13 protein-coding genes are annotated in these 13,554 nt (G+C 49.7%); 11 read left to right on the top strand and 2 right to left on the bottom strand.

Features of this window, described 5'->3' with window-relative positions; genetic code table 11:
* Window positions 1–22 precede the first annotated feature (22 nt).
* The 9 genes from HNY42_RS09890 to HNY42_RS09850 all read left to right on the top strand — a co-directional run bounded on the left by HNY42_RS09890 (window position 23) and on the right by HNY42_RS09850 (window position 10,247).
* Window positions 23–895 (top strand): SDR family NAD(P)-dependent oxidoreductase, encoded by an 873-nt coding sequence (locus tag HNY42_RS09890; RefSeq protein WP_188004415.1) that lies wholly within the window; start codon window positions 23–25, stop codon window positions 893–895.
* Window positions 896–1,127: 232 nt separating this feature from the next.
* Window positions 1,128–1,613: a GNAT family N-acetyltransferase gene (locus HNY42_RS09885; RefSeq protein ID WP_188004414.1), complete on the top strand. Its 486-nt coding sequence runs from the start codon at window positions 1,128–1,130 to the stop codon at window positions 1,611–1,613.
* A gap of 73 nt (window positions 1,614–1,686) precedes the next feature.
* Entirely contained in the window at window positions 1,687–2,730 is a 1,044-nt protein-coding gene (locus tag HNY42_RS09880) for an oxidoreductase (protein ID WP_188004413.1), read from the top strand.
* A gap of 180 nt (window positions 2,731–2,910) precedes the next feature.
* Window positions 2,911–3,990, top strand: coding sequence for a C39 family peptidase (locus tag HNY42_RS09875; RefSeq protein ID WP_131503721.1), 1,080 nt, complete (start codon window positions 2,911–2,913; stop codon window positions 3,988–3,990).
* 163 nt (window positions 3,991–4,153) lie between these two features.
* The gene (locus HNY42_RS09870) at window positions 4,154–5,818 is read left to right on the top strand and encodes a DUF2339 domain-containing protein (RefSeq protein WP_188004412.1); all 1,665 of its coding nucleotides are present in this window, start codon (window positions 4,154–4,156) and stop codon (window positions 5,816–5,818) included.
* A gap of 131 nt (window positions 5,819–5,949) precedes the next feature.
* The gene (gene efeO / locus HNY42_RS09865) at window positions 5,950–6,780 is read left to right on the top strand and encodes an iron uptake system protein EfeO (RefSeq protein WP_131503723.1); all 831 of its coding nucleotides are present in this window, start codon (window positions 5,950–5,952) and stop codon (window positions 6,778–6,780) included.
* Window positions 6,781–6,783: 3 nt separating this feature from the next.
* Window positions 6,784–8,025 carry an iron uptake transporter deferrochelatase/peroxidase subunit gene (gene efeB / locus HNY42_RS09860; RefSeq protein ID WP_131972631.1) on the top strand — a complete coding sequence of 414 codons (1,242 nt, stop codon included), beginning with the start codon at window positions 6,784–6,786 and terminating at the stop codon, window positions 8,023–8,025.
* Window positions 8,009–9,691 carry an FTR1 family protein gene (locus HNY42_RS09855; protein WP_188005439.1) on the top strand — a complete coding sequence of 561 codons (1,683 nt, stop codon included), beginning with the start codon at window positions 8,009–8,011 and terminating at the stop codon, window positions 9,689–9,691. Before efeB ends, HNY42_RS09855 begins: the two co-directional genes overlap by 17 nt.
* Before the next feature lie 94 nt (window positions 9,692–9,785).
* On the top strand, window positions 9,786–10,247 hold the full coding sequence (locus tag HNY42_RS09850; protein WP_114595719.1) for a YflT domain-containing protein: 462 nt from the start codon (window positions 9,786–9,788) through the stop codon (window positions 10,245–10,247).
* A gap of 116 nt (window positions 10,248–10,363) precedes the next feature.
* On the opposite strand, the gene HNY42_RS09845 is transcribed toward HNY42_RS09850, so the two are convergent.
* Window positions 10,364–10,693 (bottom strand): YolD-like family protein, encoded by a 330-nt coding sequence (locus HNY42_RS09845; protein ID WP_188004411.1) that lies wholly within the window; start codon window positions 10,691–10,693, stop codon window positions 10,364–10,366.
* 196 nt (window positions 10,694–10,889) lie between these two features.
* Here HNY42_RS09845 and HNY42_RS09840 point away from each other — a divergent pair, with 196 nt between their 5' ends.
* Window positions 10,890–11,558, top strand: coding sequence for a hypothetical protein (locus tag HNY42_RS09840; RefSeq protein ID WP_188004410.1), 669 nt, complete (start codon window positions 10,890–10,892; stop codon window positions 11,556–11,558).
* Here the strand turns inward: HNY42_RS09840 and HNY42_RS09835 are convergent.
* Entirely contained in the window at window positions 11,544–12,392 is an 849-nt protein-coding gene (locus HNY42_RS09835) for an alpha/beta fold hydrolase (RefSeq protein WP_188004409.1), read from the bottom strand. The two genes, HNY42_RS09840 and HNY42_RS09835, sit on opposite strands and share 15 nt — an antisense overlap.
* 112 nt (window positions 12,393–12,504) lie before the next feature.
* On the opposite strand from HNY42_RS09835, the gene HNY42_RS09830 reads away from it, so the two are divergent.
* Window positions 12,505–13,530, top strand: coding sequence for a helix-turn-helix transcriptional regulator (locus tag HNY42_RS09830; RefSeq protein ID WP_131503729.1), 1,026 nt, complete (start codon window positions 12,505–12,507; stop codon window positions 13,528–13,530).
* The last annotated feature ends 24 nt before the right edge of the window (window positions 13,531–13,554 follow it).

The raw sequence follows: 13,554 nt of genomic DNA, 5'->3' as shown, positions 1-13,554 counted from the left end.
AATGAAAGAGGAGGCATCTTATATGAACATCTGCGTAGTCACAGGAGCAAACTCCGGTATGGGAATGGTGACGATTCAAGAATTGCTCGAACGTGGTGACCGTGTCATCGCGACCGTCCGATCGGAGAAAAAAGCGACATTATTAATCCAACTGTTACGGGAACATGCGGTTTCGGACAAGAATCTAGAAGTCGAGGTCGTACAGTTGGATCAACTCGATTCCGTCCGGCGTTTTGCGGATGTGTTATTTGACCGGATTGGCTGGATTGATCGCTTGATTTTAAATGCCGGCATCATGGTTCCCCCGTACCATGTGACGAAGGACGGGTTTGAGTCCCAGTTTCAGGTCAACTACCTCAGTCACTTTTATTTGATTGAACGGTTGTTGCCATTGATTGAACAGGGACATGATCCCCGCGTCATTTCGATCTCCTCCTTAGCAGGAGAAGGCGGCATGATCCGGACCGATATCGAACTCGAGGCGATCGCGCATGTCAAAAAAGAACAGTATAATCCGATGAAGTCTTACCGGGAATCGAAGCTGTTACAAATGGTCCATATGCGGGAGTTGGCCGAGGAATACGGGACGCGGGCGACGTTCGTCAGTGTCCACCCGGGGATCGTTAACACCGACCTGTTCTACCGGGGGAAATACGGAAAAGTATTGAAGACCGTCCTGAAACCGATTGCCCAAGTCGGATATTGGACTGGAAAACTCTATACACCGGAATACGGAGCGAAAACCGCCCTGTACCTCGCGACGACGGACGATGTGCTCGACAATGGGGGATATTATGCCGATTCCGCCCCGCGTCTCAGTAATCCGGTCGTTGAAGATGAGGCGTACCGCAAACAGGCCCGTGCCCTGTCGAAACGTTGGGCCGGATTTGTCTAAATGATAAAAAAAGGTCTACCGACTCGTGGAAAGTCGGTAGACCTGTGTTGTGCAGACTGGGGGTCTGTTCACCTCCTGACTATACAATAGGGCGAGATAGAATTTTGAAATATGAAAAATTTTACAAAGTCATGCGATTTGATGATTTTTTGATGTCTTGAAGCAAAACGGTTTTCTTCTGGCGTTACTTTCGTTAGGATGAAGGTAAATTTTAAAAAACGGGAGGAACACGATGATACGATCAGCTGCTACACACGATGTCCAACGGATTGCGACCTTGTTGCGTGAAAAAGCTGAACTGTTTAAGAAACGGGGAAGCCGCCAATGGTCCGCGTATCTCGAGACCGATTTAGAAGCTCTCGTGCAGCGCGACCTGAATGCCGGAAGACTGTTTGTTTATGAACAGGGACCGGACTTACTGGGTTCGATTGCGTTATTGCCGTCGCTCGAATGGGATCAGACACTATGGTCTGACAGAGAGGGGCTTTACATCCACCGGATCGTCGTCAGTGAATCCGCAAAAGGTTTAGGAATCGGAACACGTTTATTGCAGCACGTGATTGCCGTTGCCCAAGCGGAACAAGAAGCGTTACGACTTGATTGTGTGGCATCCAATGACTTTTTAAACACCTATTATACGTCATTCGGTTTTGTCCCTAGAGGTGTTCGTGACGGTTTTGCGACATATGAGCATGTGGGGATGCCGGTGCCAAAATAAAGCGGCATTTAGATAGGACAAGCGATGCAGGCTTTGGTATGGTTAGAGAAAGAATTATTCGAGGAGTGATCGGATGCGACTTCAGATTGGTTTTATCGGCTTTGGAAAAAGTACGACCCGTTATCATCTGCCCTATGTCATGATTGAGGACCAGTTTGATATTACCTGGATTTATAATCGGAAATCAAAACCGGAATTAGAGGCAACTTACGAATCCAAATTGCCCCATGTCCGGTTCACAACAGATCTCGATCTGATGTTGAAGGACCCGGAGCTCCAGGTCGTCGTCATCAATACCCCGCCGGCGACGCACTTCGCCTATGCGTTGCAAGCGTTACAACAGGGAAAACATGTGCTGGTCGAAAAACCGTTTACGGTGACGGAGCAGGAAACCCGTCAATTGTTCGAAGAAGCGCACCGGCAAGGCGTCAAGTTGCTTGCATATCAAAACCGGCGTTTCGACAGTGACTTCCAAGTCATCGAGCAAGTCATCCGATCCGGTAAGCTCGGACGCCTCGTCGAAGTCGTCTCGCACTTCGATCTCTATCGACCGGATGCTGCCCCGGCGATTGCGCGTCCGGAAAACGGGGCCTTATATGGTCTTGGTGTGCATACGATTGATCAAATCGTTGCTTTATTCGGGAAACCGGAACGGGTCGGATATGATATCCGGACGGTTCGCCTTGCCGGTAATCCGGATGATACATTTGCCCTCGACTTTTACTATCCGGAGTTAAAAGTCAGTGTCCGGACTAGTCATATCGCGTTGGCGGGAGCGCCGCGCTGGATGCTTCACGGGACGAACGGAACGTTCATCAAGCAGCATGTTGACCGCCAGGAGCTGGATCTTAAAGCCAACTACTTCCCGGGAGAAGAAGGATTCGGGGAAGATTCCGAAGATGATTTCGGTCGGTTGTTGTACCATGACGACCATGGTCATTTACAGGATGTCCGGATTCCGAGCCCGGTCGGAGATTACGGCAAGCTGTATCGTGCCTTTTATGAAAGCATCGTCCATGGTACACCGTTACCGGTCTCGGAAGAAGATACGAAACTGGTCGCTCACCTGATGGAACAAGGATTTTCAAAGCCGTCCCCTTTCATTTTAGACCTCTGAAATTAAAAATCTTTAGATATCAATATAATTACATCTCAGCGATCTGCCTATGCAGCGCTGAGATTTTTTGTTATAAAGGAAAAGATATCACAATTTTTCAGAATTTTCTTATGGAATATTGATTAAAATTTCAAAAAGATGGGAAAAATTGTGTATACTACAGACACAAGGGGGTTTATCATGAAAAAAATCATTACGTCCATCATTCTGGCAGGTGTTTTGTTCGGTGTGTTCAGTCCATCGCTCATTGCAGAAGCAGCCACGAAGTTGACGGTCACGACAGATGTGTTGCGCGTTCGTGAAAAACCATCGACAACAAGTAAAATCCTGGGGAACATCACTAAAGGAGCTGTCTATACTTCGAACGGGACGTCCGGCAGTTGGTATAAAATCACGTACAAATCAAAACCGGGCTACATACACAAAGATTATGTCCGTACCTCTACGACATCGAAGTATACATCGACCGGTGCACGTTATACGACGGTTGGCACGCTGAATGTCAGAACTTCTCCAAGCTTAACAGCAAAAACCGTCACGCAATTGAATAAAGGCGTAAAGGTGGCATCTTACGGGACAACCGGCAGCTGGACACGTATTTTGTACAATGGCAGTTACCGTTATGTATCGACACAGTATTTGACGAAAACAGCACCAAGCAGTTCATCGAAACAATTAAACGTCCCGTATTACAATCAATACACACTCGGATATCCGTCAGGCTGTGAGTTCGTTTCACTGAAAATGGCACTCGAATATAAAAAGAAAGCAGTTTCTGCCTCTTCTTTATATAACCAAATGCCGAAAAGCATGGCAAACGCCACTTATAAAAACGGCAAGTATTACTGGGCAGATCCCGAAAAAATGTTTACCGGTAATCCGGCAGGAACGCTCGATTACTATAAAAACTGGGGCATTTACCCGAAAGGCATCCTGCCGCTCGCGAAAAAATACCGGAGTGGCGCTGTTGATATCTCCAAACAAGGAGTCAGCAAAATCGAAAGTGAAATCCGTAGCGGCAACCCGGTCATCGTCTGGGCAACCGTTGATTTCAAAAATCCGTACGGCTACTTCTCATGGATCAAGCCGGATGGTAAAACGTTTACCGGCTACCGCAACTACCACGTCATGCTCGTGACAGGTGTCTCAAGCAGCGCGTTTACTGTGTCGGATCCATACCGTGGAAAATACACGGTTAGCCGTTCACAATTTACGTCCGTTTACAATACGACAGGACAGTACGCATTATCCGTCCGTTAATCGATTGACCGGTGAAGCCTTCCGCTTCATCGGTTTTTTCATGGCACGGACGTGATAAAAGAATGAGGAATGTTCGAAATTTTAAAGAATTGGGAATCGATTAAAAAGTCGTGTAAAATAATGACAACCTCGAATGCATTCTCTCGAAAGGAGTGGTAAAGAAATGGATGAAAAACGACTGGAACAGCTGGAGCAGGAAATCGTCCGATTAAAAGCACGCGTCGATCAGTTGGAACGTCAGCCGGCGAAAGAATCACAACCGGAACCGGTCTCTTCCGTCGCGCGACCTGCCGTCCGGCCTGCTTTCGTCAAGAAGACCCGGTCACCGGTCATAAAACAAGCGCGGACGCGGGATGAGTGGGAAAATGTCCTGGCGACGGTCTGGCTGCCGCGAATCGGGGCGATTTTTGCCGCCATCGGAGCGATTTTTCTATTTTCCTACGCGTCGTTAGCGGGACTAATCAGTCCAGCCGTCCGGATTGGGAGTGGAGTCGTCATCGGCTTACTCGTCATGGCACTGGGAGAGTTCCAGTATGAGAAAAAACGACGGGATCTCGGCGTCGGACTGGTCGCGACCGGGACAATCGTTTCCTTGTCCGCCTTATTTGCCGGTATGGCCTTATATCAATTTTATCCGCCGTTGTTGGCTTTTTTCCTGGAAATCGTCGTGCTCGCCATCGCTTACGGATTGATGTTGTGGATGCGCTCGACGGCGTTACTCGTGTTAGTCTCGATTACCGGCTTTTTATTGCCGTTTCTCCAGTTAACGGATGAGCCGAACGTCTTCTTATTTTTACTGTACGAAGTCCTGTTATTTACCGCTTTAGTGTTTGCTATCCTTCGTCTGCAGGCGGTCAAAGCGTACCCGGTTACTGCCGGGATCTTTTTCCTGGCCCTTATCTTCGGCAGTCTCACCGTCAATTTTGAGACACGTCCCTTGATTGACGAAATCACTTTACTCGGGGCATCCTTCATCGCCTATCTTGGTCTCGCTTACGTCGGGACGAAACTTCCGATCACCTACAATTACCCGAGCTGGATAGCGGGCGGATTCGTTCTGCTTAGCCTGTCCGTAGTCGACTGGCCGTTTGCTTACGGACTCGCGGTTCTGTTTGCACTCATCGCTTACGCCGTCGCGAATCAAACGAAGGAGGCGTGGCAAAACGGTGTCGGACATGTTGCCATCCTGTTTGCGATTTCGCAGATTCCGGTCGATCCGCTGAGTTTCGGTGATCAATTCCGTTCACTCCTCTATGCTCTTATGATTGCCGGATTGTGGTTCATCAAGCGGCAGGAAGTGCCGCATCAACGCTTTTTCGGAATTGTCGTATACGTGATGTTCGTCCTGTATACGATTGGAACGTATGAGACGTATCGATTCAACGACCGGTCGTATGCCGTCGCCGTATTCGGTCTGACGCTCGCAACGACAGCCTTCATCGTCTTGCTCGTCCGGACACACGGGGAAGCGATGTGGAAAAAGTATTGGCAAATCGTTCTGTTTTTTGCAGCGGCCGGTGTGTTCGTGACCTATACGCTGATCGTGATGGAACTGCCGTTTTACGCTATGCTTGATCAAACGGACCGGAGTACGACGTTGTCTGTCGCCTACATCCTGTTATCGTTTGTTCTTGTAGCGATTGGCCGCATCCGTGCAGCGGCGGCTTGGCGTCTGTCGGGTCTGCTGTTGCTGTCGGTCAGTGCCTTCAAACTGTTGCTGTTTGATTTGTCATTCTTGTCGTTGATTCAAAAAGCGTTTGTGTTCATCGGCTTCGGAATCGTCGCCTTTATCATTTCGCGGACGTATTTCAAAAAACGGGAGTCTTGAATCATTTAAAATCTTCTGCCTGCGGACCGTGTCTGGAGGGGAGGATTTTTTTATTGAAATATATTGATAACGATTATCATTATCGACTATACTAATTGATGAACTTACTTAATCATCAGGGGGAACCATTTATGCGACATAAAAAAACACTGACAATCGGTCTCTTATCCATGACGGCTTTACTGGCAGCCTGTAATGAACAACCCGCGACGACTAAACCGGCAGCAGCCAAGCCGAATCAATTCGAGCAAGTCGTTGCTGATTACCGGACATATGCGATTGCGGAACTGGAACAGTTCACGAAGCAGACGCAAGCGTTCACGACAGCTGTCAAAGACGGGGACTTGGAACGGGCGAAAGCACTTTATGCGCCAACGCGGATGCATTATGAGCGGGCGGAACCGATCGCGGAAGTATTCGGAGACCTCGATCCGAAAATCGATGCCCGTGAAGGGGACGTCAAAACGTCGGAGTGGGGTGGCTACCACCGGATCGAACAGGGCTTGTTTGAAAAAGGTACGACAAAAGGATACGAAGAGTATGCCGACCAATTGATGAAAGATGTCCATCTGCTCCGGGCGAAAGTCGAGACGGTCGAGGTGACGCCGGAACTGTTGGTTACCGGTGCGACTGATCTTTTAAACGAAGTCTCGACGTCAAAAGTCACAGGGGAAGAAGACCGGTATTCGCATACCGATCTGTATGACTTTGCAGCCAACGTCCAAGGTGCGGAAAAAATTTATCAATTGTTAAATCCGGCTCTGAAAAAACAGGATGCTGCCCTGTCGAAAGAGATTGCGGCCCGCTTTGCTGATGTTAACGGATTATTGGAAGCGAAAAAGAAAGAAGACGGATACGTGCTCTATACCGAGTTGTCCAAATCAGATGTCAAACAATTGAGTCAAGCCATCAACGAGCTGGCGGAACCGCTCTCGAAGATGGGTATCGTACTGGAGGGCTGATCGATGACACGGACTACTTTAGAAGCAGGGGTCACCCGGCGTGACGTCCTGAAAGTCGCGGGACTGACCGGGCTCGGAGCCGCTCTTTACGCAAGTGGACTCGAACGGTTTTTACCCCGTGCCCTGACGGCTCAGGCGACAGATCAAGTCCCGTTCTACGGCAAGTATCAGGCGGGTATCCTGACACCGCCTCAAAACCACGTCCAGGTGGTCGCCTTTGATGTCCAGACGACCCGGCGCGATGAATTGATTGATCTGTTGAAACGTTGGACGCGGGCATGCGCCCGACTGACAGCCGGATTACCGCTCGGCGACGCGGACAGTGCCTATGTTCCTCCGGAAGATACAGGAGAGGCGGAAGGGCTGTCAGCGGGCCACCTGACGTTTACATTCGGTTGCGGTCACAGTTTATTTGCCAAGGACCGATTCGGGATTGGTCATAAACGTCCTAAGCTGCTCCGGGAGTTGCCGGTCTTTGATCTCGATCAACTGGACCCGCAATGGGCGGGCGGAGACCTCGTCGTCCAGATTTGTGCCGACGATCAACAAGTCGTGTTTCATGCGTTACGGAATTTGACCCGGATTGGTCGCGGTATCGTTAAGATCCGCTGGACGCAAGCCGGTTTTCAACGCTCCAAGGCCGCGGATGCGGCAGGGGGGACACCAAGGAATCTGTTCGGATTCAAGGACGGGACCGGTAATCCGGACGGCACGCAGGACGCTGTCCGAAAACAACACCTCTTTTACCAGTGGCAGGACGGTTCACCCTGGTTGACGAACGGCAGTTTCCTGGTCGTCCGCCGGATCCAGATGCATCTTGAGGTATGGGACCGGACGATCCTGAAAGAACAGGAGCGGACGTTTGGCCGCGAACGCGCATCCGGTGCCCCGCTTGGGTCGAAAGAGGAATTTGCAGCGGTGACACCAAGCAAACGGACGGCGCACGGTGAAGCACAACTTCCAAGTGACTCGCACACAGCAGTCGCTCACGGATCAGGAAAAGAACAACTGTTACGCCGCTCCTATTCCTACCAGGCCGGGATTCACGAAACGACCGGTGCCCTCGATGCCGGCTTACTGTTTCTATCGTATCAACGGTCACCGGAGCAGTTCATCACCATTCAGAGACGGTTAGCAGCGTCCGACCGTTTAAATGAATACATTACCCATCGTGGCAGTGCTGTTTTCGCCTGTTTCGGCGGAATTCAAAAAGGAGGCTACATCGGTGATGCGCTTTTTGCTTAATTTCTTTTTACCGGTGCTTCTCTGCACGACGATCGGGATGCCGGTCGTTCATGCCGATGCGAAAACCGATGACCTGTATGTTTTAATCGGTCAAGCTTTGTCAGCGGTCAACGACGGTGACCGGAGCAGCTTACAGACAACGCTCGCGACGCTTGAACAGCAGGTCGACCGGTTGCCGGCTTCTGCCGAACAACAGAACATCGAGCAGAAGTTGACAGCCGTCAAGCAGCAAACCGCTTTGCCTGCCGTCAAGCAGCAATTGACGGAATTGTCGACTGCGGTCCGGGCGCTGGAAAAAACCAAACAGCCGAAGGACGATTCAGCCGCTAAAAAACGGTTAAAAGAACTGTTCACTCTAACGAAGCAACTGAGAACGGCCACTGACATGTCCGAGCGTCAGCAGTTGCAGTCGGAATTGCTGACAGCCTGGACGGACCGGGAAACAGTCGTCCGGGAGACGAGCATCGGGCACTACGGTCAGGTCGAGATGGGACTGTCCGCAATCCGGATTGCTTTGGCCCGTGAAACATTTGATCCGTCGGAGCTGAATCAGGCACTGGATCAGTTTGACGCCAGTATCCGTTCTTTTCTAAAAGGGGATACGGTGAAAGCCGCGAAACAGACGGGTCTCGTCGAGTTGACGGCGTTACTGAAACAAGCGGATCAGCAACTCGCGAATCAGGACGTCCCGGCGGCGGAGAAAACGCTGACGACCTTTATCGAACGTTGGCCGAGCGGGGAAGGGGAAGTCCGGACCCGGAGCAGTTCTCTGTATACGACGATTGAATCGGATGTACCCGTTCTGTTGTCGCGTTTAGATGAAACGACGATGGCTTCCACCCGGACTGACCTGGCCCCGATCATCACGTCACTTGAAGTGTTAGCGCAGAAAACGACGTATTCGTTTGTCGATGCGATGCTCGTCATGTTGCGGGAAGGGCTGGAAGCCTTGCTGATCATCAGCGCGCTCGTTGCCTTTACCCGAAAAGCCAAGGTGACAGGCGAACGGATGATTTGGAGTGGGGCATTATGTGGTTTATTCGCGAGTGGAGCACTGGCCCTGATCATCCAACAGTTCTTTTCAACGGCACTTGCTGCTGTCGGACGGGAGCAGATTGAAGGATGGACCGGACTGGCCGCAGTATTGATGATGCTGCTCGTCGGTTCGTGGTTACATTCGAAAACGGCGGTTGCTTCACGGCAAACGGAACTGGCACTGAATCTGGCGGGACGGTCTTTGTTTGCCGTCAGCTTTTTGACGATTTTCCGGGAAGGGGCCGAGACGCTGCTGTTTTATGTCGGCATGGCGCCCGCCATGACATCGACTGCTTTAGCTGGAGGGATCGTGCTGGCAATTGCGCTCATCGGACTTCTTTCGCTTGCTGTCATTTATTTAGGGGTACGTTTACCAATCAACCGGCTCTTTATAGGAGCGACCGGATTGATTTATCTCATGGCGTTCAAAATATTAGGTGCCAGTCTGCATGCCTTGCAAATTACGGGCCTCTTGCCGATCCATGTCATGTCATACATCCCGTCATTGCCTTGGGTAGGGATTTATCCGACGTATGAGACGATCATTCCGCAAGTCGGACTATGTGTTTTAGTTGGTTTGTTGATATATCTGAGACGTCGCTCTCCTTCGGGTCTTCGGAAAGCTGTTTAAGCCGTTTTTCAGTTTCATGTTTTATTCATTATGTTTCGGGAATAACTTTATATCGAGAGTAGATCGTTGGCTCGCATGAAGGAGAGGAAACAGGATGATTGAAACAAGAATCGTACGAAACATGACGGCGGTGGACGCAGAAGTGACAAGCTTGAAGTCAAGCGGCTATTCGAATAAACAAATTTACATCTTTGCGAAGGATGAAGAATTGGCGGAACGGATTGCCAATGACACTCAGACGTTGGCGTATCGTGTAACAAAAAAATCATTTTTTGAGACATTGATGTCGACAGTCCGCAGCAACCGAAAAGACCGCATTGCCCAGTTGTCGGAACTCGGAATGACAAAGGATGTAGCAGAAGATTTGGAAGAGGAAGTTCGCCATGGCCGGATTGTCATCGTCGGCTCAAAATCTGACTTACTGAATCCGGCGTTTGCCGCTTCTTATGTCGAAGATGAGACGACAGAATACGGTGCAGGTGTTCCGAAACTCGAAGAGGAAGAAACGACGACGACCTTACCGGCTGACCAAAACGTCAAGTTGGATAAAAAATAAGAAGCGTCGGTTAAACAGGGACTGGCAACAGTGTCAATTTTTCGACGAACAAAGGGTGACGGATTTGAATCCGTCATCCTTTGTTCGTCTATACAGGATCATTTTTTATGGATCTTCTATTGGAGCGATTCACGTAAATCCATTACCTCATCGAACGGAATATGACGCTGTAAACCGGTTGATGTCTTGATTTCAATGATTCCGCGGGCGTGAAAAAGAGCGGTAACCGTTCCCATCAATGCGGTCTCGGTTCCCTGGTCGAGATAACGGACCGTCACCAGCCGCCCGCTTCGAATGGCATCTTCTAACAATTGTGGAAAAACAATCTTTGTCTGTGTCGTCGGTCGGGCGGGATGCGTTTTGTACAAGTGTTCCAATTGCAGAATATGATTCCGTGTCGTGCGTTGCCGCCACTTTCGCTCCGTTCGTTTCTTAGACTGTAACACGTTGTTCCACCTCCGATTGAATCGTTTACATGTCGACGATACGCTGCCCCAAAATATTCCCCATTTATTTGGGAGATAAACCCGGTTGAAGAAGAGAAAGACACCGTAGAGGAGTAAAGAAATAGAGGTTGGTTTTGAATGTCCGATTTGCGGAAAAAGACTAGAAGTATGCCAGGAACAGAGGAGGAACTGTCTGATGGAACGAAGTACGTTAATTGCCCTTGAAAAACACTTATATGCCATTCAACTTGAGCTGGACGGTCTCGCCCGTCTGATTACCAAACAATTGATGCAACTCAGTCAGGTCGCCGGTTCAGTCGAACACTTCCGGCGGATGAGTTTTGATTTATACCAAAAGCGGGAAACACTCGACCGGATCCCGCCCCAGGTTTTATATGAAACCGCTCTGGACTATGAAGATTTTCTCGATGAAGAGTTTGATGAGATCCCGCCATCCTGGGCATTACGGCAGGACGAAGCAGAAGCACTCGATCAGTTATGGTGGTTTGAGTTTTTCCGGATTCAAGCCGACGTGGAGGATTGGTTGAGTCTCTATCTGATTCGACGTATTCGGGAAGATATCCGTTATGTGCCGCCCGTCATCAAAAAAAACGCGTACGCGTTATCCGATGATGCCCGGCAGGTTTTTTGGCGTCTGTTGCAACGCTCCGTCGCCAAACCGTCTTCGAAGATCAAGGCCAACCAGCTGTCCTGCCGGATGGGCATATCAGAGATTGCCCGGTACGCACGGTTTAACCTGGAACGGACACGCCTGGCGATTGAAGAACTGACGGCACGGGGCATCATCTCGATTGAGGAAGAGAACGAAAAGCTGAACCTTCGTGTTCGTCTACAAGTGATTTAAGGAGATGAAACGTTCAATCATGCGTTCATCGTGACGCGCGGAGGGACCGATCCAAATCAAATGACCGGGACTTGCCGACTCGATGAACTGGGCATGGGCAATGGCACGCCGGGCATAGAGGGCATGTTCGAATGGAACGGCCCGGTCCGCCTTGGAATGGATGATCAGCACCGGACAGCGGATGGCTTGCAAGATCGGTCGGTCAATCTGTTGCGTCAAATCAAATAAGACACCCCGCCCCGGTCCGTTCTGCAGTCCGACTTGATACAACAATTGTTGATCGACTCCATTCAATTGACGTCGAATTTCGTCACGCTGCAACAGACTGGTCATTTCGACCATGCGCATAGACGCTTCTTGCGGAAACTTGACCAACTTATCTTTGACGTAATGCCATAAGACCCATTGCAGGAGCTGCAACGGACGTTGAAGGAGCGGTTGGACAAGCCAAGCCTGATAAGGAAGCGAGATTTCGTGTGTCATCGCACAGGCAAGGACGAGTGAACAGACAGACGCATTATTACTTGCCAACGCAATTGCTGTCGGTCCGCCGGCAGAAATCCCGTAGACCGTATATTGCTCGATGTGTCGCGAAGCAAGCCATCTTTTGTAAAAAGCAGCCAACTCACCGGGGGATGAGGCGACACGGAGCGGTGTTTTCCCGTATCCCGGACGAGACGGGACGATGACCCGGTAACCGGCTTCAATCAATCGTTCTACGTGATAGACTTCCCGGTAATCGGACTGTGTGCCATGAATCAGTAAAATGACGGGTCCGGTTCCACTGTCCCGGTAATCAAATCGGTAACCTTCCCAATCGGCAATGTGTTGCATCCAAATTCTCCTATCTCTTAAATATTTCCATATTATTGTTAATCTTCGTACCTGTTTAAGGTATAATCCAAGTATAATCAAACATCTTATGGATAGGAAATGAGGATGCCCCGTGCCAAATGAAAAATTATCCAATCGGGATCGGTTGTTAGCGGTTCGAGAAATTTTTGAACAGTATTCCGATGAAGAAGAGACGTTGACATTGGAAGAATTAAGTACGGAATTGTCGAAAAGAGGACTGATTGAAAAGCTGTCCCGGAAGTCGTTAAAAGAAGATATCGCGGCTCTTGCCAAATCAGGTTTTGACATCCATGCGGAAGAAACTAAAAACGGTCTGGCGATTCCGTATCATCTTGTCAGCCGTCCGTTCGAATACCACCACCTGCGTTTACTTGTGGATGCGATTGCCAGTGCGAAGTTCATTTCTGAGAGTGAAACGGAGGTCCTGGTCCGCAATATTCATACTTTGACGAGTAAACGTCTGGCGAAAACGTTGACGCCGGTCATACATACCGTCAAGAAACCGAAAGGCGTCATTCCTTTTTCGATTGACACCATCCAAAAGGCTATCATCGAACAGGACATCATCAGTTTTCAATATCAGGGAAAATTCAATGAACGGACACGAAAGTTTGAGTTACGACGGGACGGCGATTATTATCTCGTTACCCCGGCACATTTGATTGTCGATAATGGAAACTACTATCTGATCGGCCGTGATGAACGTGTCGAAGAGATTCGGACGTACCGGGTCGATCGCATCGTCAATTGCAGTGTCTTTGAGCCGGCGCAGACTCCGGTCGAGGTCGAATCCACTTACTTGAGCAGCATGTTCAATATGTACGGGGGAGAACAGGAACAGTTGACGTTGAAGTTCCATGAGAGTGTCATGCCAACCGTCGTCGACCGCTTCGGGACGGACATTCGTTGCCGGCGTTTAGAAGGGGACTGGTTTGAAGTCAAGGTGGGAGCGCTTTTCTCTCAAGGTTTCATGATGTGGCTGATTCAGTTCGCGGAACAAGCGGAGATTCTTGAACCGGCCTTTTGTCGGGAAGCCTTTAAAAACAAAGTCCTTGAGCTTGCTAAAGTCTATAAAACAGGAATTGCGGTCAGTCAACCGATGAATGAGAGTGTCTAACACGATAGAAGCAGATCTTTTGCC

The sequence above is a fragment of the Exiguobacterium sp. Helios genome (genome assembly GCF_014524545.1).
Classification (GTDB): domain Bacteria; phylum Bacillota; class Bacilli; order Exiguobacteriales; family Exiguobacteriaceae; genus Exiguobacterium_A.
The sequence above is the reverse complement of the archived record's forward strand: the minus strand, read 5'-3'. Positions and strand labels throughout refer to the sequence as shown.